This is a genomic window from Candidatus Polarisedimenticolia bacterium (assembly GCA_036004685.1).
GTDB lineage: Bacteria > Acidobacteriota > Polarisedimenticolia > Gp22-AA2 > AA152 > DASYRE01.
In genome coordinates this window covers 1-19,233 of the sequence record DASYRE010000038.1, presented here as the reverse complement: position 1 = coordinate 19,233, position 19,233 = coordinate 1, and the positions used below count along the sequence as shown (strand labels likewise).

At 66.6% G+C, this 19,233-nt stretch carries 16 protein-coding genes; 15 read left to right on the top strand and 1 reads right to left on the bottom strand.

Features of this window, described 5'->3' with window-relative positions:
* Window positions 1-40 precede the first annotated feature (40 nt).
* The 3 genes from VGR67_10405 to VGR67_10395 all read left to right on the top strand — a co-directional run bounded on the left by VGR67_10405 (window position 41) and on the right by VGR67_10395 (window position 5,294).
* The gene (locus tag VGR67_10405; protein ID HEV8336818.1) at window positions 41-952 is read left to right on the top strand and encodes a class I SAM-dependent methyltransferase; all 912 of its coding nucleotides are present in this window, start codon (window positions 41-43) and stop codon (window positions 950-952) included.
* Window positions 949-1,905: a UbiA prenyltransferase family protein gene (locus tag VGR67_10400; GenBank protein HEV8336817.1), complete on the top strand. Its 957-nt coding sequence runs from the start codon at window positions 949-951 to the stop codon at window positions 1,903-1,905. Before VGR67_10405 ends, VGR67_10400 begins: the two co-directional genes overlap by 4 nt.
* Before the next feature lie 77 nt (window positions 1,906-1,982).
* Window positions 1,983-5,294, top strand: coding sequence for a hypothetical protein (locus VGR67_10395; GenBank protein ID HEV8336816.1), 3,312 nt, complete (start codon window positions 1,983-1,985; stop codon window positions 5,292-5,294).
* Here the strand turns inward: VGR67_10395 and VGR67_10390 are convergent.
* Window positions 5,291-6,001, bottom strand: a complete 711-nt coding sequence (locus tag VGR67_10390) for a lysophospholipid acyltransferase family protein (protein ID HEV8336815.1) — start codon at window positions 5,999-6,001, stop codon at window positions 5,291-5,293. The two genes, VGR67_10395 and VGR67_10390, sit on opposite strands and share 4 nt — an antisense overlap.
* A 62-nt stretch (window positions 6,002-6,063) precedes the next feature.
* Between VGR67_10390 and VGR67_10385 the strand changes: the two genes are divergently transcribed.
* The 12 genes from VGR67_10385 to VGR67_10330 all read left to right on the top strand — a co-directional run.
* Window positions 6,064-8,070, top strand: coding sequence for a hydantoinase/oxoprolinase family protein (locus VGR67_10385; protein HEV8336814.1), 2,007 nt, complete (start codon window positions 6,064-6,066; stop codon window positions 8,068-8,070).
* A complete protein-coding gene (locus VGR67_10380; GenBank protein HEV8336813.1) occupies window positions 8,067-9,665 on the top strand; it encodes a hydantoinase B/oxoprolinase family protein in 1,599 nt (532 codons plus the stop codon). The genes VGR67_10385 and VGR67_10380 overlap by 4 nt, the downstream gene beginning before the upstream one ends.
* Before the next feature lie 85 nt (window positions 9,666-9,750).
* Window positions 9,751-10,503, top strand: coding sequence for an ABC transporter permease (locus tag VGR67_10375; protein ID HEV8336812.1), 753 nt, complete (start codon window positions 9,751-9,753; stop codon window positions 10,501-10,503).
* Window positions 10,504-10,506: 3 nt separating this feature from the next.
* Window positions 10,507-11,262, top strand: coding sequence for an ABC transporter ATP-binding protein (locus tag VGR67_10370; GenBank protein ID HEV8336811.1), 756 nt, complete (start codon window positions 10,507-10,509; stop codon window positions 11,260-11,262).
* Window positions 11,255-12,415: an MlaD family protein gene (locus VGR67_10365; protein HEV8336810.1), complete on the top strand. Its 1,161-nt coding sequence runs from the start codon at window positions 11,255-11,257 to the stop codon at window positions 12,413-12,415. Before VGR67_10370 ends, VGR67_10365 begins: the two co-directional genes overlap by 8 nt.
* A 13-nt stretch (window positions 12,416-12,428) precedes the next feature.
* Window positions 12,429-13,730, top strand: a complete 1,302-nt coding sequence (locus VGR67_10360; GenBank protein ID HEV8336809.1) for a nucleotide sugar dehydrogenase — start codon at window positions 12,429-12,431, stop codon at window positions 13,728-13,730.
* Window positions 13,731-13,741: 11 nt separating this feature from the next.
* Window positions 13,742-14,698: a GDP-mannose 4,6-dehydratase gene (locus tag VGR67_10355; protein HEV8336808.1), complete on the top strand. Its 957-nt coding sequence runs from the start codon at window positions 13,742-13,744 to the stop codon at window positions 14,696-14,698.
* Window positions 14,699-14,725: 27 nt separating this feature from the next.
* Window positions 14,726-16,024 carry a UDP-glucose/GDP-mannose dehydrogenase family protein gene (locus VGR67_10350; protein HEV8336807.1) on the top strand — a complete coding sequence of 433 codons (1,299 nt, stop codon included), beginning with the start codon at window positions 14,726-14,728 and terminating at the stop codon, window positions 16,022-16,024.
* Between the two features lie 25 nt (window positions 16,025-16,049).
* Complete coding sequence (locus VGR67_10345; GenBank protein ID HEV8336806.1) at window positions 16,050-16,994, top strand: SDR family oxidoreductase; 945 nt, start codon at window positions 16,050-16,052, stop codon at window positions 16,992-16,994.
* On the top strand, window positions 16,991-17,671 hold the full coding sequence (locus tag VGR67_10340) for a glycosyltransferase family 2 protein (GenBank protein HEV8336805.1): 681 nt from the start codon (window positions 16,991-16,993) through the stop codon (window positions 17,669-17,671). The genes VGR67_10345 and VGR67_10340 overlap by 4 nt, the downstream gene beginning before the upstream one ends.
* A gap of 52 nt (window positions 17,672-17,723) precedes the next feature.
* On the top strand, window positions 17,724-18,788 hold the full coding sequence (locus VGR67_10335; GenBank protein HEV8336804.1) for a sugar phosphate nucleotidyltransferase: 1,065 nt from the start codon (window positions 17,724-17,726) through the stop codon (window positions 18,786-18,788).
* Window positions 18,789-18,837: 49 nt separating this feature from the next.
* On the top strand, window positions 18,838-19,233 hold a 396-nt coding region (locus tag VGR67_10330; GenBank protein HEV8336803.1), incomplete at its 3' end, for a hypothetical protein.

The following is a 19,233-nucleotide window of genomic DNA, read 5'->3' as shown; positions in this document are numbered from 1 at the left end:
GAATCAAACGGTGCATAATGCGCCGCGCCCGGGAGGACGCGTGAGCAGGTGCTGGCTTTGCGGATCGGAGCGCTCGAGGGAGTTCCTTCCCTCCACGGTGGAAGGCGAGATCCGCAGCGGCGATCTCAGGATATCGGACTCGCATTACGGAAGGACCGCCCGGATCGTCGAATGCCAGGCCTGCGGCTTCCGTTTCGCGGATCCGCTTCCCAGCTCGGAGCTCGTCCGCCTCTATGCGGAATTGGAGGATCCGGATTACAGCGCGGGAAGCGAGGGACGGATTCGTCCGTTCAGGCGCATCCTGAGGCGTTGTCTCAGGATGGCGCCCGGAGCCCGTACCGTTCTGGACGTGGGCGCGGGGATCGGCCTGCTGTGCCGCGCGGCCCGAGAGCTGGGCCTGGACGCCACCGGGGTCGAGCCGAGCTCCTGGGCCGTGAAAATCGCCTCTGCCCGCGAGGGCGTGGAGCTTCTGCAGGGGTCCTATCCGCACCCCGCGCTGCAGGGGCGTCGTTTCGACATCCTCACCCTCATCGACGTTATCGAGCATGTCACCGATCCCCTCGGGCTTCTCCGGAATTTGGCGGCGGCGCTGAACCCCGGCGGCATCTTGGTGGTGACCACGCCCGATTCCTCGAGTCTGGCTGCCCGCCTGCTCGGCCGGAGGTGGTGGCACTATCGAGTCGCGCACGTCTGCTACTTCAACCGCAAGACGATGCGCTCGGCGCTGCAAAGCGCGCGGCTGTCCTTGGAGCGCCAGGAGCGTTACACGTGGTACTTTTCGGTCGGCTACGTGGCGGAGCGTCTGGAGCGTTATCTGCCGGTGGGCCCGTTGCGCCGGAAGCTCTCGGCCGCGTCGTGGGGAAGATCGATCTTCTCGTGGACCGTCCCGGTCAACCTTCATGATTCGATGACCTACTATTCCCGGAAGATTGGGGAGGGGCCTCAGCGATGACGGCCGGCGGAACCAGGCACGAAGGACTTCGCCCGTACGTCGAGCTGGCACGGATCGATCATTGGTTCAAGAACATCTTCATCGTGCCCGGGATCGCCGCCGCGCTGCTCCTGGAGCCCTCGACCCGGAACCCCTCGAACGCCTTCGGCACCTTCATCGCGATTCTGTCCGCCTGTCTGGTGGCTTCCAGCAATTACGTGCTCAACGAAATTCTCGACGCGGGAACCGACCGCCATCACCCTTCCAAGAAGAATCGACCCGTCGTCGCCGGAAGGGTCCGTCTGCCTTTCGCGTACGCCGAGTGGGCCCTGCTTGGCGCCGCGGGGCTGCTGTTGGGCGCGCTCGTCTCCACGCCTCTCCTCGTTTCTCTCCTCGCCCTCTGGACCATGGGACTGATCTACAACGTTCCCCCAATCCGCACGAAGGAGGTGCTGTATCTCGACGTTCTCTCGGAGGCGATCAACAACCCGATCCGCCTCCTGCTGGGGTGGTATGCCGTCGGCGGGTCCGTCTTGCCGCCCTCTTCCTTCCTCCTGGCCTACTGGCTCATCGGCGCCTATCTCATGGCTGCCAAGCGCTTCGCGGAGTACCGCTCCATCGGCGACCCGGAGCGCGCGGCGCGCTATCGCTCCTCGTTCCGCTACTACACCGAGGAGCGCCTGGCCACGGCCATGATGGCCTACGCTTCGGGCTTCATGTTTTTCGTAGGGGTAATCCTGGTGAAGTACCATGTCGAGTACATCATAGCCTGTCCTCTGCTGATGATTTACCTGGGGTACTACACGCATCTGGCCTACCAGGAGGAGAGCGTCGCGCAGAACCCCGAGAAGCTCTATCGCGACCCGCTGCTGATGTTCCTGACGATCCTGATCGTCGTGACGATATCCGTCCTTTCGGTGCTGCACCTTCCCTCACTGGAAAGATGGCTCGGGATCGCGGTGCGCGGATGGTAGTGGCCCCGCGCCGTTTGACCCGCTTGATCCCGTCTGGTAACGTGACCGCCGCGCGTACCTTCCGGAGAGACACCCGTTTGCGCCTTCCTTTCATTATCCCGTCCGCGATCCTGCTCGCCCTCGGCGCCTTGGTTGGGTCCCCGAAGCTCGGGGCCGCCGGGGAGATTCCTAAGTGGCAGCCTCCGAAGACCGGCCTCGGATACGAGGTCGATCTGGACAAGCCGGGAGAGCAGCGCCCGGGGCCGATCCGGGCCGCGGAGGTCGAGGCCCGCGGGGCCCAGCCGCTCTACGCACGGGTTCATTTTTCGTGGAGCCGCATCGAGACCGAACGCGGGGTTTTCCGCTTCGAGGAGCTGGAGTCGACCGTAGGCCGGTTCCGGGAAGCCGGCTTCGACGTGATCCTGACTCCCGTCGGCGGGAATCCCCTCTATGGCGGCGCCGAGCTCCCGCTTCCCTCGCAGGCCGAGTATCTGACGGCCTGGCGCGCGTTCCTCCGCAAGGTGGCCGAGACGTTTCGAGGCAAGGTTCGCTTCTACGAGATCGGCGACCATCCCGATCTGCCGGGAACGCTGGGCTCGGGCGCGGGGCCAAGGGAATTCGCGTTCTTGATCAAGAACGGCGCGGTGGAGATCCGTGGAGCGGACCCGGAAGCTCTCATCGTGCTGGGCTCGGTGGGAATCCGCCGGCTCGATCTGCTCGAGAAGATCCTGCAAGAGGACCTCGGTCCGTATCTGGACGCCGTTCCCCTCCGCGGCGAAGCAGGAATCGACCCCGCTGCGGGCTTGGATCAGGCCGGGACCCTGCTCCTGCGCCACCTGCCGGCCGCCTCCCTCTGGCTGGTGGCCCAGCCTCTTCCCGAAGCGCCGGCCGCGGCTCCGGCAGGGCCAGTTCCTCCCGAAGCCGGAACCGAAGAACAACTCGCGCCGAGCCCAACGAACGAGACGCCTCCGTCCTCGCCGGTAGCGACCGAAACTCCAGGGCCGGCGGCGGGAAGCGCCGCGCCCGCTCCCGAGCCGCAGCGCGCCCCGCGGGTTCGCGAGGCGTCCTTGATCGAGACCTACCTCGGGGCCCTCAGCGGGGGCTCGAGACTGACGCTCTTCGAGCTTCGCCCCGAGGCTTCCGGCGCTCCGGAAGCGTCGCTTTTGTGCGTCCTGCTGCGCCGACTCTTCCCGCCCACCGTAGGTCCGGCGCCCGAAGGGACTTCCAAGACACGCTTCGGCGCCCCCGCGGCGGGAAGGGCGCCCGCGGTGCAAGCCTGGAAGTTCTTCGACGCTTCGACCTTTCAGGTGCTCCTCGCCTATCGGTCGAAGGAGGACCCCCCGATCTCCTCCGAAGCGGGCCTCCTCCTCGACACCGCCGACGTGACGGGCGCGGCCCTCGACGACTTGCTGGCGAACAGCGAAAAGGCGCTGCCGGATCTCGCCCCCGACGCGAAGAGCAACACCACGCGATTGACCGTCCCGCTTGCCGCCACGCCGCTGATCTTGCGTTACCAGCGGTTCGCGACGCCCGGCTACCTCAGGAATCCGAAATCGGTGGACGTGGGAGGCAAGCACGAGATCACCGCCGAGGAGATCATCGCGCACCATCAGGAATTCCAGGCGGACCAGGACAGCCGGCTGCGCACGCTGAGGGCGGCCGCGAAGATCCGCTACCTCTACAAGGTCGCCAGCGCCGACGTCTCGGTCGACGTGACGACGCTCAACAACTTCTATTGGGACCCCAAGACCGGCGGCGAATGGGAGCAGACCGACTTCCTTTTCAACGGCGTCCGCTGGACCGGGAAGAAGCTCCCCGACCTGCCGCTCATCCAGCCCGAAAAAGTGATCACCCTGCCGCTGAACATCAATCTCAACAAAGATTATGCCTACCGCTACGCCGGGACCGACACCGCGGACGGCCGGGACTGCTACGTCCTGGACTTCACGCCCGTCACCCCAGGAAAGAGCCTCTACCAGGGAAAGGTGTGGATCGATCGGAAGAGTTTCGCGAAGATCCGCATCGCCTCCGTCCAGACCGGCCTGGAGCCGCCCGTGACCAGCAACGACGAGCGCGATCACTACGGGCCGGCCCCGGGCTCCGGAGAGCGCCCGCTCTGGGTCCTGCAGCGGATCGTGGGACAGCAGATCTGGAACATCTCCGGAGTGAACCTGGTGGTCCAGCGCGAGATCGAGTTCAGCGACTTCGCGCTCAACGCGCCCGATTTCGAGGCGCAGCGCGCCGCGGCCCATCAATCGACCCACGTGATGCTGCGCGACACGGAGAAGGGCTTCCGCTACCTCGACCGAACCGGCTCGGGCGAGCGGGTCGTCCGGGAAGGGCTGACCAAGCGGACGCTTCTGGGGGCCGTCGGGGTGTTCTACGAGCAGGACCTGGACTTCCCCGTGCCCCTCGCGGGGATCGACTACTTCGATTTCAACTTCAAGAACACCGGCAGCCAGGTCAACTTCTTTTTTGCGGGGGCGCTGCTGCAGGCGTCGATCCAGAGCCCGCGTTTCCTGGGAAGCCGTCTGGACGCCGGCGCGAGCGTCCTCGGGGTGGCCTTCAGCGGAACGGACAACTACTACCTCGGGGATCGGAAGCTCGAGGAGGAAGAGGTTCGCCAGCGCACCCAGAGCGCTTCGCTGAATCTCGGGGTCCCGATGGGGAATTTCCTGAAGCTGAAGCTCATCGGGATGTGGGAGTTCGAGCAGTTCGGAGGTGGGAAGCACACCGAGTCTTTCCGCGTTCCCGGGGATACGTCGATCGCTGGCTACGGCGCGTCCGGAGAGTTCAACCGTTGGGGCGTCACCGCCCGGGCCCATTGGGAGCGGCACCGCCGCGGGCGCTGGGGTCCCTGGGGGGATACCGATCCCGCGTCGGTGGCCGTCGGCACGCGGTTGATCGATTTCGATCCGACCCAGAAGAGTTATTCGGAGGCCGGCGCCCTGCTGGCGAAGCAGTTCATCCTTCCCTTGTTCCAAAAGCTGTCGCTGCGCGCCGAGTACCTCACCGGGGAGAATCAGGATCGGTTCAGCAAGTTCAGCTTCGGGTTCTTCGGCAACCGGGTCCGGGGGTTTTCGGGATCCGGAGTCAAGTTCGACCGCGCGCTCCTCGCTTCGATCACTTACGGGTTCAATTTCGCCGAAGCGCTGCGCCTCGAGGGGACGCTCGATTACGCGAGAGTCCGGGACTCGACCTTGAACGGCTTGCCCCCCCCGCTCCCAGCTCCCTCCGAAGTGAGCTGTCTGGGATGCGATCAAAGTTTCGGGGGGTTCGGGATCGCCGGGAACGTGATGGGCCCCTGGAGCACGCTGCTCCGATTCGATTGGGGAATCGCGGTGAAGTCGGACATTCCCGGCCTCGCCGGCAGGCAGGAAGCCCAGGTCACCCTGCTCAAGTTCTTCTAGGCCGCCGTGCCGGCCCCCAGCGCGGCCTCCAGCGCCGATCGAACCCGCGTCATCAGAGCTTCCTTCTGATCCACGCTGAACGGCCGGGGATCGATCGGATCGCCCACCACCACCGTGATGATCCCGGGACGGATGGACAGACTGCCTTTCGGAAGCACCGCGCGGCTGCCCCGGATGGCCAGGGGAACGACCGGCACACCGGCCTGGATGGCGAGCACGAACGCCCCCTTCTTGAAAGGCAGGAGTCTGCCGTCGGGAGAGCGGGTTCCCTCCGCGAAGATCAGCAGGGATCGCCCGCGCCGGATTCTCTCGGCCGCCCGGTCCAGGCTGGCGATCGCCTTGTCCCGGTTGCGCCGATCGATCGCGACGAATCCCGACAGCCGAAGCGCCCACCCGAAAATAGGGATGTGGAACAGCTCCTGCTTCGCGAGGATCCGGAACTGGATGGGGATGGCGAGCACTGCAGCCGGGATGTCGAACTGGCTCTGATGGTTCGACAAGAAGACGTAAGGTCCCGGCGGGCGAATCTTGTCGCGTCCCTCGACGACGACCCGCACGCCGCAAAGTCCCAGCACGAGCCGCGCCCACACTCTCGCCAGGGCCAGCACGCCGTCCCCGCTAGGGAGCACGAGGCAGCTCAATATCCCGAGCGATCCCGCGATGGCCGTGACCAGAACGATCAGAGAAATGCGGACGAGATTGAGCATGGCGGCTCCGGGGAGCGTGCGGAAGGTGCGTTAGTATAGGGACCCTTTCGAAAGAGGGCAAGATGGCCTCGAAACCGCACCCGATGCTCCGCGTGGGCGTCGATACCGGCGGAACCTTCACCGATCTCGTGGTGGCGGCGCGACGCGGCCCGGTCGCGGTGCTCAAGGTGAGGTCCACGCCGGAAGACCCGTCGCGCGCCGTGCTGCAGGGGCTCGCGGCCCTGGGCCTGGAGCGCTCGTCGATCCGGGTGGTGCATGGGACCACCGTGGCGACCAACGCGCTCCTTCAAAGGCGCGGCGGGAGAGTCGCGCTGGTCACGACCGCGGGATTCGAAGACGTCCTGGCGCTGGGCCGCCAGAACCGGCCGCTCCTGTTCCGCCTGGATCCTCCGGCGCGGGAGCCCCTGCTCGCCGATCGCTTTCGCCTCGGGGTCGCGGAGCGCTGCGGTCCGCGAGGAGAAGTCCTGCGGCGGCTGAAACCGGCTTCTCTGCGGCGTCTCCGCGCCCGGCTCCGACGCCTGAACGTGGAGTCGGTCGCCGTCTGCCTGCTCCATGCCTACGCCAATCCCCGGCACGAAAGGGAGGTGGCGCGCGCGCTGCGCGGCTCGGGCTGGCATCTGTCGCTGTCCCATCGGGTGGCGGGCGAGTTCCGCGAATATGAGCGCACTTGCACGACGGTGGCCAACGCCCTGCTCGTCCCGCCGATGGAGGCCTACCTGGGGACTCTCCGCCGACGCCTGGGGAGCCGGCGCCTGCGGATCATGTCGAGCAGCGGCGGATGGATTCCGGCCTGGCGCGCGGCCGCGCAACCCGTCCGGACCGTTCTCTCGGGTCCCGCCGGCGGCATCGTCGCCGCCATGAGCGCGGGCCGCGCCTGCGGAATCGATCGCCTGATCACGCTCGACGTGGGCGGAACTTCGACCGACATCTCGGTGTGCGAGGGGCGGGAGCCCCGGATTCAGGGCACCGTGCTTGAACGGATTCCCCTGAGGATTCCCAGCCTCGATATTCAGAGCATCGGAGCGGGCGGCGGCTCCCAGGCGCGGGTGGACGCGGGAGGGGCGCTGCGCGTCGGTCCCGAGAGCGCCGGAGCCGATCCCGGGCCGGCCTGCTACAGTCGCGGCGGGACGGAGGCGACCGTGACCGACGCCCTTTTCTTCCTGGGCCGCCTGCCCGAGGAGGGGCTGTTGGGAGGCGAAATCCCCCTGGATCGGGCGGCGGCCGAGCGGTCGCTCCGTCGGATTGGCCAGCGCCTGGGCGTTTCGGCGCGCGCGGCGGCGCATGGCATCCTGCAGGTCGCCAACGCCGCCCTCGAAACGGCGGTCCGGAGAATCTCCGCGGGCCGGGGCCATCACCCCGCGCGCTTCGCGCTGCTGGCTTTCGGAGGCGCCGGCGGGCTGCTGGCCTGCCCGCTGGCGTCGGCGCTGGGAATTGAGCGCATCGTCATTCCTCGCGATCCGGGTGCTTTCTCGGCGTTCGGCCTGTGCTCCAGCCCACCGATTTGGGAAGTCTCGCGCACCGTCATCGGCCGGGCTGCCGGTCTCGAAGCGCGAGAGCTGAGGCGCTGGCTCGGACCGTTGGAAGAGGAAGCGGTGGCAGCCCTCGTGCGGGACGGACACCCGGCCTCCTCTCTGCGCCTCGAACGGGAAGCGGACCTGCGATACCGCGGCCAATCCCATGAGCTGAGCGTTCCGGTCAGGGCTGATCTGAGAGAGGCTTTCCATCGGGCGCACGGCGAGCGCTTCGGATACGACCGCCGGGACGACGACGTGGAACTGGTCAACCTGCGGGTGCGGGCCTTGGCACCGGCCCCTCGGCTCGCGACGGCCCGCTCGTCCCACCCGCGGTCCCCGGCATCGGCACGGCGCGTTGCCCCGGAGGCCGGTCCGCTGCGAAGATCCGGAGCGCTGCCGCGTCATCGCCGTGAGGATCTCCCCGCGGGGCGCCGTCTTCACGGGCCGGCTCTCATCACCGAGTACAGCGCGACCACGTATCTGGCTCCGGATTACTGGCTGGAGGTGGATCGAATGGGCCTCCTCCACCTGCGCCGCCGGGCTGCAAGACCATGACCCGTCGCGGGCGGAGGGAGAGCCCGGAGCGCATCGAACTGGAGATCGCCCGGCACCTGTTCGCTTCCGTGACGGAGGAGATGGGCCAGGTCCTGATGCGCTCCGCCTTCTCCTCGAACATCAAGGAGCGGCGCGACTATTCGTGCGCCCTGTTCGATCGCCGGGGCCGCGCGATCGCCATGGGCGATCACATGCCCGTGCATCTGGGCGCCATGCCCTCGGCCGTGGCCGAAGTCCTGAGGTCCTCTCCGCCGCGGGCGGGAGAGATGGTGGCGGTGAACGATCCGTTCCGCGGAGGAACGCATCTTCCCGATTTAACACTGGTGGCCCCTTATCCCCTCGATGCTTCGCGCCCGCGCTTCTATGTGGCGAACCGTGCCCATCACAGCGACGTGGGAGGCATGTCCCCGGGCTCGATGCCGGCGGGGGCCCGGGAGATCTTCCAGGAGGGGGTGATCGTCCCGCCCATCCGCCTGGTGAAGCGCGGCCGGCTCGATCCCGATCTCCTCGCGATGTTCCTGGCCAACGTTCGCACTCCACGGGAGCGGGAGGGAGACCTGCGCGCCCAGCTTGCCTCGAATCGGGCCGGCGCGCTGCGTCTGGCCGAAATGGAGGAGCGCGAGGGGACCCGCCGCGTGAACCGCTGGGCCGCGGCCCAAATCCGTTACGCCGCGCGCCTCGTCGTCGCCTTTCTCCGGCGGATTCCGGACGGCACCTACCGGGCCTCCGAATGGCTGGAAGGAGACGGCGTGAGCCAGCGGCCGATCCGCCTGAAGGTCGCGCTGTCGGCGCGCGCGGGACGGATTCGCTTCGATTTCGCGGGGACCGATCCGGAGACCGCCGGAAACGTGAACGCCGTGGAATCGATCACTCGATCGGCCGTTTACTACGTCTTGCGCTGTCTCGTGCCCGAGGAGATCCCCTTCAATGCGGGGTGCTTCGAGGCCGTGGAGGTCCGAATTCCGCCCGGCACGGTGCTCTCCGCGCGCCGCCCCGCGGCCGTAGCAGGGGGGAACGTCGAGACCTCTCAGCGAGCGGTGGACCTGCTTCTCGCCGCCCTCGCCCAGGCGCTGCCGGGCCGCATCCCGGCCCAAAGCTGCGGCACTATGACGAACCTGACGCTGGGGGGCCGGGACCCGGCGAATGGCTCGCCGTTCACTTACTACGAGACGATCGCCGGCGGGATGGGGGCTTCGAAGTCGTCCCCGGGAATGTCGGGTGTCCATACTCACATGACCAACTCCCTGAACACCCCGATCGAGGCGATGGAGCAAGAGTACCCCCTGCAGGTCGTGACCTACCGGGTCCGGCGGGGATCCGGGGGAGCCGGGAAGAGGCGGGGGGGAGACGGAGTCGTCCGCGAGATCCGCTTTCTGGCTGCCGGCCGGGGGGCGCTGCTGGCCGAGCGGCATCGGATTCCTCCGAAGGGCTCCGCCGGGGGCCGGCCGGGCAAGCCGGGGGGCGCCTGGAGGATAGGCGGCCGAAGCCGGCGTCTGGGGTCCAAGGTGAGCTTCGAGCTGCGACCCGGTGAATCGATCCGGGTCGAGACTCCCGGGGGAGGGGGATGGGGCCGCGCGCGGCCCCGCCGGCCTTGACTTGCGCGAGAGGGGTTGTTTAAACTACCGCGGGTTTCCAAGTCCTTGCTTCGTCAATACCTAGCGCCGCCGCCGGGGAGGCGGATTGGTCGAATTCCTGATCCGAGCCTTGGAACACGTCGGGGGACTAGGGCTGCTCGTCAGGGACACCTTCCGCCAGGGACTTCGCCGCCCTCGCGAATGGCGGATCTGTATCGAGCAATTGCATCATCTCGGAGTCGGCTCGGCGCCGATCGTCCTCACGACCGCGCTGTTCACGGGGATGGTCCTGGCGTTGCAGACCGCCGCCTCATGGGTGGCGTTCGGGAAGTTCCTGATCGGGGACGTCGTGGCGTTGTCGATCGTGCGGGAGCTCGGGCCCGTGCTGTCGGCATTGATGATCGGAGGCAGAGTCGGAGCGGGGATCACCGCCGAAATCGGCAGCATGAAGGTCACGGAGCAGGTGGACGCCATTCGCGCCCTGGCCGCGGACCCCGTCAAGAAGCTGGTCTTCCCCAAGGTCCTGGCCACGCTGATCATGCTTCCGATCCTCACCATCCTGGCGAACTTCGTGGGGATTCTGGGGGGCCTGCTCATCGCAAGCAGCGAGCTGAACCAAACTTCGGAGTTCTACTTGAAGCACGTGCGCTCGGCCCTCGAGGTGCATGACATTTTCAGCGGCATCGGCAAGACTTTCTTCTTCGCGCTCTTCATCTCCGCCATCGCCTGCTACAACGGCTTGAGAGCCACGGGAGGCGCGGACGGGGTGGGCCGGGCGACCACGCAGACGGTGGTCGCCGCGTCGATCTCCGTCTTGGTGTCGGATTTCTTTCTCACGAAGCTGTTCCTGATGTTCTAGGCTATGGAAGCAACGTTCATCGATTACGAGGACCTTCACAAGAGCTTCGGAGCCAAGACCGTGCTGCGCGGCGTGAACCTGCGCGTGCGGGAGGCCGAGACCATGGTGATTCTCGGCGGCAGCGGCTCGGGCAAATCGGTTTTGCTCCGTCATACGATCGGGTTGATGTCGCCCGACCGGGGAAGGGTCCTGGTCGAGGGAACCGATCTCAGCGGGCTCAGCGAGGAGGCCCTCGTGCCCGTCCGGAAGAAGATCGGAATGCTCTTCCAGGGCGGGGCGCTCTTCGACTCGATGGACGTCTTCGAGAACGTCGCCTACGCGCTTCGGGAGCATACCGACTTGTCGGAGGAGCAGATCGCCGAGCGGGTCCGCGAGAAGCTCGCCCTCGTGGAGCTCGAGCCCTCGGTGGAAAGGCTGATGCCCAGCGATCTCTCCGGGGGGATGCGCAAGCGCGTGGCCCTGGCCCGATCGATCGCCCTGGAGCCGCGGGGCATCCTCTACGACGAGCCGACGACGGGCCTCGATCCCCTGACGGCCCACGCCATCAACCTGATGATCCGAAGCCTCCAGCGGACGCTCCAGGTGACGTCGATCGTCGTGACCCACGACATCGCCAGCGCCTATCAGGTCGGGGATCGGATCGCCTTTCTCGACGAGGGACAGATGGCGTTCGTGGGCAGCGTCGAAGAGGCCCGGAGTTCCCGGGACGCGCGCCTGAGGAGCTTCCTGACGGGCGGAGGGGAGCAGGAGCTTGCCTAGCTCGAAGGAAGTGACCGTGGGCTTCACGATGCTCCTCGCGGGGGTCGTCCTGATCGTGGGGATCCTCGCCGTCGGCAAGGAATCTCGTCTGTTCACCCGCAAGGTGGAATACTGGACCGCTTTCCCGAACGTTTCGGGCCTTTCGGAGGGCTCGCCGGTTCAGCTCGTCGGCGTCCGGGTGGGGACGGTCAGCCGCGTCGATTTTTCGCCCGATCTGGGAGACCGGCAGATTCGCGTGACGATTCTGGTGGAGCGCTCGTACGCCGACCGCATCCGGGAGGGAACGCAGGCGCTGCTCAAGTCCCTCTCCTACGTTTCGCAGGAGCGCTACATCGAGCTCACCCCCGGCGATCCCGATCGGCCCGTCCTGCGCCCGGGGAGCCGGATCGAGCCCGGACTTTCCGGCCTCGCGGAGCTGACGGAGATGGGGCGGGGCATCGCGGACGACGTCAAGGACATCACCGCCCAGCTCCGGGAGTTGCTCATGTCCCTGAACAAAGGAGGCGGGATCCTTCCGGAGATGATTCGGAATCCCGATTTCGGAAAGGAGAGCCTCCAGGGGGTCCAGGACACGGTGACGTCGATCCAGCGAATCACGGGAAGAATCGAGAAGGGGGAGGGATTGGCGGGCCAGCTCCTCATGAACAAGGAATATGCGTCGCGGCAGATGGCGAGCCTCGAGTCGTCCCTGGATCGCCTGCGCAGCGTCCTCGAGAAGCTCGAGTCGGGACACGGCGCGGCGGGCGAGCTGCTCGCGGAAGGGGGAAAGGGAGAGAAGCTCCTCGACAGCCTCCTGGCGACCACCACCGACCTCAAGGACGTGACCACTCGGATCAAGGGGGGCGAAGGCCTGGCGGGAAGGCTCATTCAGGACGACGCGGCGGCGAAGGCGATCCTCTCGAACCTGCAGAAGACGACGGCGCACCTGGAATCGATCACCGCCAAGATCGATCGGGGGCAGGGAAGCGTCGGGGCGCTGATCAACGACCCGGAAGTGTACGAAGGGCTCCGCGACGTGGTGGCGGGAATTCGCAAGAGCCGCATGGGGAAGGGCGTCATCCATCATTACCAGAAGAAAGGGAACCGCGAGCGCTCGGAGCAGAATCCGGAGCAGAATCCAGAACAGAATCCGCCTCCGGCCGAGAATCCGTGAGCGGGAGAGGATCGTGGGACTGAAGGAAAAAATCGAATCGGGAAGCGCGCGGATCGGGATCATCGGGCTGGGGTACGTGGGGCTGCCGCTCGCGTGCGAATACGTGCGCGCCGGATTCCGGGTGATCGGAATCGACAACGACGCGTCCAAGGTGGAGCGCGTCAACCGCGGATCCTCGTACGTCCAGGACGTCTCCGACGAGGCGCTCCGCGCCCGCATCGGAGAGAAGGGCCTGACGGCGACGAGCGACGTCGCGTCCCTGAGGGAATGTGACGCGGTGATCATCTGCGTGCCGACTCCGCTGCGCAAGACCCGGGACCCCGACATCTCCTACATCGTCGCCGCGGTCGACGGCATCGCCCGCGAGATGCATTCCGAGATGCTCGTGATTCTCGAGAGCACGACCTATCCCGGAACGACCGAGGAGGTGATCCGCCCCCGCCTGGAGGCCAACGGACTCAAGGCGGGGCGCGATTTCTTCCTGGCGTTTTCGCCCGAAAGGGTGGACCCCGGCAACGCGCGCTTCAACACGCGCAACACCCCGAAAATCGTTGGAGGCGTGACTCCCGCGTGCGGGGCCATGGCGGCCTCGCTGTATCGCAAGGCCGTGGACACGGTCATCGAAGTGTCCTCGACCCAGTCCGCGGAGATGATCAAGCTCCTGGAGAACACGTTCCGGAGCGTGAACATCGGACTGGTGAACGAAATCGCGCTCATGTGCGATCGCCTCGGACTGGACGTGTGGGAAGTGATTGACGCGGCAGCCACCAAGCCGTTCGGCTTCATGCCCTTCTACCCGGGACCGGGGCTCGGAGGGCACTGCATCCCCATCGACCCGCATTACCTTTCCTGGAAGCTCAAGACGCTGAACTACTACGCGAAATTCATCGAGCTGGCCAGCGAAATCAACGGCAACATGCCGCATTACGTCGTCAGCAAGATCGCGGACGCGCTGAACGCGCACCGGAAATCGGTGAACGGCTCGCGCATCCTGGTGTTGGGGGTGGCCTACAAGAAGGACATCGGGGACGTGCGCGAATCCCCGGCCCTGGACGTCATCAAGCTGCTGCAGGATCGCGGGGCGGAGGTCCTCATGAACGACCCGTACGCCGGGGAAATCCACCTCGACCACGGTGTTCTCCAATCGGTGCCGCTGGGCGACGAGGTCCTCGCCGCCGCCGATTGCACGGTGATCGTGACGAATCATTCGTCCTATGATTACGCGCGGATCGTAGAGAAGTCGCGCCTCGTGGTGGACACGCGCAATGCCACACGGGACATTCGCGAGGGCCGCGAGAAGATCCGCAAGATCTGAAGGAGCGAACCTTGGGCGCCATCCTGGTCACCGGAGGAGCGGGATTCATCGGGTCTCATCTGTGCGAGCGCCTCATCCGCGGCGGCCGGGAGGTCGTCTGCCTCGACGTCTTCGACAATTTCTACGCCAAGACCGTCAAGCTGCGGAACATCGAGGCCCTGAAATCGGAGGAGCGCTTTCATCTCTACGAGGGGGACATCCGCGACCCCGCGCTCCTGGAGAACCTGTTCGGCCACCACGCCCTCGACGCGGTGGTCCATCTTGCCGCCCGGGCCGGGGTGCGCCCCTCGTTGGAGATGCCGCGGCTTTACGCGGACGTCAACGTGACGGGAACCGCGTCGCTGCTCGAGCACTCGCGGACCTTCAAGGTGAGGAGGTTCCTCTTCGGATCGTCCTCCTCGGTGTATGGAAACAGCGAGACGGCCCCGTTCTCGGAGTCGGCGCCCGCCGCCGAGCCGGTGTCCCCCTACGCAGCGACGAAGCGCGCGGGCGAGCTGCTCGCCTACACCTACCATCACCTGTACGGCATGGACGTGGGTTGCCTCCGGTTCTTCACCGTCTACGGTCCCCGGCAGAGGCCGGAGATGGCCATTCACAAGTTCGCGCGCCTGATCGACCGCGGCGACGCGGTGCCCGTTTTCGGAGACGGCAGCTCGGCGCGCGATTACACCTACGTCGACGATATCGTCAGCGGCGTCGCCGCGGCGGTCGATCGCGTTCAAGGCTTTCAGACGATCAACCTCGGGCGCGCCGAAGTGGTCACGCTCACGGAGCTGCTGGGCCACCTCGAGCGCGCCCTCGGCAAGAAGGCGAGGATCACCCGCCAAACCGAGCAGCCCGGGGACGTGCGCCAAACGTGCGCCGACGTGTCCCGCGCCCGGGAAATCCTCGGCTACGAGCCGAAGGTGGGAATCGAAGAGGGGATCGGGCGTTTCGTGGAGTGGTACCGCGCGCAGCCCCCCTCCTGACGCCCCTTACGGAGAGCGAACCGAGTCATGAATATTGCCGTGGTCGGAACGGGCTACGTCGGTCTCGTCACGGGAACGTGTTTCGCAGAGTTCGGCGTCAACGTCAGCTGCGTCGACGTGGACACGGCCAAGATCTCCCAGCTCCGCGAGGGGAAGGTCCCCATCTTCGAGCCGGGGCTCGAGGAGATGGTACGGAGGAACCTCGCGGAAAAGCGCCTCTCCTTCACGACCGATCTCGACGCCGCGGTCAAGGCGTCGCAAGTGATCTTCATCGCCGTCGGGACTCCTCAGGGGGAGGACGGCGCCGCCGATCTCAGCTTCGTCCGGCAGGTCGCGCGAGGGATCGCCCGTTCGATGAAGGATTACAAGGTGGTGGTCACGAAGAGCACGGTGCCCATGGGGACGGGGGCCATGATCCGAAAGCTCATCCGCGAGGAGCAAGCGACTCCGGTGGAGTTCTCCGTCGCCTCCAATCCCGAGTTCCTGCGGGAAGGCTCGGCCATCGAAGATTTCATGAGGCCGAACCGCGTCGTGATCGGAGCCGACGATCCGCCCGCCATCGAGATCCTCAAGGAGCTCTACAACCCCCTGTACCTGATCGAGGCGCCGTTCCTGATCACCACGGTGATCAGCGCCGAGATGATCAAATACGCGAGCAACGCGTTTCTCGCCACTAAGATTTCGTTCATCAACGACATCGCGCATCTGTGCGAGAAGGTCGGCGCCGACGTGCACGACGTGGCCAAGGGGATGGGACTCGATCATCGGATCGGCAGGCTCTTCCTGCACCCGGGGCCGGGCTATGGAGGGTCCTGCTTTCCGAAGGACACGCTGGCGATTCTCAAGGTGGCACGGGAGAACGGCGTCGATCTCCGGGTGATCCGGTCGGCCGTGGAGGTGAACGACGACCAGGTCGAGCGTATGGTGCGCAAGATCGAGCAGGGTCTGGGAGCGTTGAAGGGGAAGAAGATCGGCGTACTGGGACTCTCGTTCAAGCCGAACACGAGCGACATCCGGGAATCGCCGGCCATGCGAATCATCACGGCGCTGCTCGACTTGGGCGCCTCGGTGCGCGCCTACGATCCCGTCGCGATGCCGGAGGCCAGAACGCTCCTGGGGAGCGTCGAAATGGGGAGTGACGCCTACGATACGGCGACGGGCTGCGACGCGCTGGTCCTCGCGACCGAGTGGAATCAGTTTCGGAACCTCGATCTCCCGCGCCTCAAAGAGCTGATGCGATCGCCGGTTCTGATCGATCTGCGCAACGTCTACGAGCCGGGGGACATGGCCCGGCTCGGTTTCCGGTACGCGGCCGTCGGCCGCTGATCGGGCGAAGAAAGGACCGGGTGCCGTGCCGCGTTTTCTCGTCACCGGAGGGGCGGGCTTCATCGGGTCGAGCCTCGTGCGGGAGCTGGTCGCGCGCGGAGAGCAGGTGCGGGTGCTCGACAATTTCGCCACGGGACGGCGCGACAACCTCCGATCCCTCGCGGGCCGGATCGAGGTGGTCGAGGGCCGGGTGGAGGAGCCCGGCACCGTCGCGACGGCGATGCAGGGCATCGACTACGTCCTGCACCAGGCCGCGCTTCCCTCGGTGCAGCGCTCGGTCGAAGCGCCGGTGGAATCCCACGCCGCGAATCTGACGGGTACCCTCGTTCTTCTGCAGGCCGCGGCGGCCGCCGGGGCGCGGCGCTTCGTCTACGCCTCCTCGTCGTCGGTCTACGGCGACAGCCCGACGCTTCCCAAAGTGGAAACGATGCCGACCGATCCCCTCTCGCCCTACGCGGTCGGGAAGCTGGGAGGAGAGCTCTACTGCAGGGTCTTCCATCGTCTGCACGGGCTCGAGACCGTGTCGCTGCGATACTTCAACGTTTTCGGCCCGGGCCAGTCCCCCGATTCGCAGTATGCCGCGGTGGTGCCGCGCTTCATCGCCGCCCTCAAGGCGGGGCACCCGCCGGTGGTCTTCGGAGACGGGCTCCAGTCGCGGGACTTCACCTACATCGACAACGTCGTGCAGGCGAACCTCTCGGCGTGCTCCGCCGGGAAGGAGGCGGCGGGGGAAGCGTTCAACATCGCCACGGGCCAGGCCGTGACCCTGCTGGATCTCCTGAACAGGATGAAGGAGCTCCTCGGTTCCTCCGTCGACCCGCGGTTCGAGCCGGGCCGCAAGGGGGACGTGCGGGCCTCCCTCGCCGATGTCCGCAAAGCCGAGCGCCTCCTCGGCTATCGCCCTCGGATCTCCCTCGACGAGGGCCTGAAGCGGACCTTGGAGTCCTTCGCAACCTCAAGCCCCGCATGAGAGTCTCGGTGGTCATGCCGGTCTTCAACGAGGAGAAGACCGTCGAGACGATCATCGGGCGGGTCCTGCGAGCTCCGGGAGTCTTCGAGCTCGTCGTCGTGGACGATGCTTCGACCGATTCGACGTCCGCCGCCCTGGGCCGGGTTTCGGACCCGCGCGTCAGGGCGTTTCGTCACGATAGGAACCAGGGAAAGGGCGCGGCTCTTCGCACCGCCTTCGGGAAGGTGCAAGGGGACCTCGTGATCATCCAGGATGCCGACCTCGAATACGATCCTTCCGACTATGCCCGCCTTCTGGCGCCGATCGAAGCCGGCCTCGCCGACGTCGTGTACGGCTCGCGGTTCTCGGGAGAGACCCACCGCGTGCTGTTCTTCTGGCACTATGTGGGGAACCGCCTGCTGACGACGCTCTCCAACATGTTCACGAACTTGAACCTCACCGACATGGAGACCTGCTACAAGGCCTGCCGAGTCGAAGTCGTCCGCAGCCTCAGCTTCCGCTCGAACCGGTTCGGCATCGAGCCCGAGATCACGGCCAAGATCGCCCGGCACGGCTTCCGGGTCTACGAGACGTCGATCTCGTACCACGGAAGGGACTACGCGGCCGGCAAGAAGATCACCTGGCGCGACGGATTCAGGGCTCTCGTGGCCATCGTCTACTATCACTTCTTCGATTGACGTCCCGGCCGGACATTCGCGGGACACGCGGCGGCGGCGCGTGGGAGCTTGGTTGAGAAGTCGGGCGTCGAGGCTTTGCGTGATGATTCTGGCGGGGGGCCGGGGCGAGCGTTTCTGGCCGCTCTCCCGCGTCCATCGTCCCAAGCCTCTGCTCGACCTGGGCCTCGGGGAGACGCTTCTGGGCGCGACGCTTCGGCGGGCCGAGGGACTGGCCCCTCGCCGGGCGATCCGCGTGGTGGCCAGCGCGCCGCTGTCCCGCATCCTCCGCCGGCAGGCGGGAAACCGGGGCCGTGCTGGGTGGCTCTTCGAGCCGGCGGCACGGGATACCGGACCCGCGGCCCTCCTGGCGACCTGGACCGCCTGGAAGGAGGACCCGCGATCCGAGGTGCTCGTTCTCCCGGCCGACCATCACATCGAGGGTGAGGCGGCGTTCCGCTCGGCCGTGGCGCGCGCGCGGAAACTGGCCCGGGCCGGATATCTCGTCGTCTTCGGAGTGGCTCCCAGCCGCCCGGATTCCGAGTTTGGCTACGTCGTTCCCGGCAAGCGCCTGGAGCGGAGCGCGTTCGAAGTGCGCCGGTTCGTCGAAAAGCCGTCGCGGTCTCGCGCGGCAGCCTTGATTCGCAACGATTCGGCGCTCTGGAACTCCGGCATGTTCCTGTGGAGGGCGGACGCGTTCCTGGACGAGGCCTCCCGATGCGAGCCGAGCTTCGCCGTCTGGCTCGAAAACCAGAAAAAGCGACGGAGCGCCGTCTCGGCCCGGAAGTCCTTCGCGAGCCTGCGGCGCCTCTCGGTCGACCGGGCCGTCATGGAGAAATCCCGCCGCGTGGCCGTGATCCCGGCGCGCTTCGGCTGGTCGGATCTCGGATCCTGGAGATCTCTTTATGATCTCCTGCGGCCGGACAAGCGGGGTAATGCCGGCTGGGGTGAGCTCGTCGCGCTGGAGAGCCGTGGAAACCTGGTGTTCCACCCGCGCGGGCTTACCGTCCTTGCCGGAGTCCGGGATCTTCTCGTGGTGAACGCCGGGAGAGTTCTGCTCGTCTGCCCGCGAACCCGGGCGAACGCCATGAAGGACATCGTTCAGCAATTGCGGGAGGCGGGCCACGTCGACCACCTTTGAAGCGTTGCCGCGGCGCGAATCCGGCGCCCGCCCGGCTCCGGCGGATGGCGTGACCCCGCGCTGGCTCCGAATCGGCGTCGAAGCGATTCTCTGGACCCTCCTGATCGTCTCTCCGCTGGCGCTCGGCTCGGTCTCCGAGCTCGCCCTCGCGCTGATCGAAGGGGCTTGCTTCCTTCTTCTCCTCGCCGGCTGGTGGCGACCGGAGCGCGTCCTTCCCCTCCCCCCCGGACTCGCGCTCATCGCGGGGACCTTTGTATGCTGGTCCTTCCTGCAGATGGTCCCGCTTCCGCCCGCTCTCTTGAAAGTCGTCAGTCCCGGCACGAGCCGGCTTTATTCCGCCTATCTCCCCGGCTACGCCGGCGGAGAGGGTCGCGCCGATCTGCAATCCTGGCTCCTGTCGCGCCGCGAGGATCGAACCTCGGCCCTGAGGCCCCGCTCCGGGATC

Coding starts and splice junctions, on each gene's coding strand:
- VGR67_10400 (HEV8336817.1), top strand. CDS start 949: ATGACGGCCGGCGGAACCAGGCACGAAGGACTTCGCCCGTACGTCGAG.
- VGR67_10390 (HEV8336815.1), bottom strand. CDS start 6,001: ATGCTCAATCTCGTCCGCATTTCTCTGATCGTTCTGGTCACGGCCATC.
- VGR67_10385 (HEV8336814.1), top strand. CDS start 6,064: ATGGCCTCGAAACCGCACCCGATGCTCCGCGTGGGCGTCGATACCGGC.
- VGR67_10380 (HEV8336813.1), top strand. CDS start 8,067: ATGACCCGTCGCGGGCGGAGGGAGAGCCCGGAGCGCATCGAACTGGAG.
- VGR67_10370 (HEV8336811.1), top strand. CDS start 10,507: ATGGAAGCAACGTTCATCGATTACGAGGACCTTCACAAGAGCTTCGGA.
- VGR67_10350 (HEV8336807.1), top strand. CDS start 14,726: ATGAATATTGCCGTGGTCGGAACGGGCTACGTCGGTCTCGTCACGGGA.
- VGR67_10340 (HEV8336805.1), top strand. CDS start 16,991: ATGAGAGTCTCGGTGGTCATGCCGGTCTTCAACGAGGAGAAGACCGTC.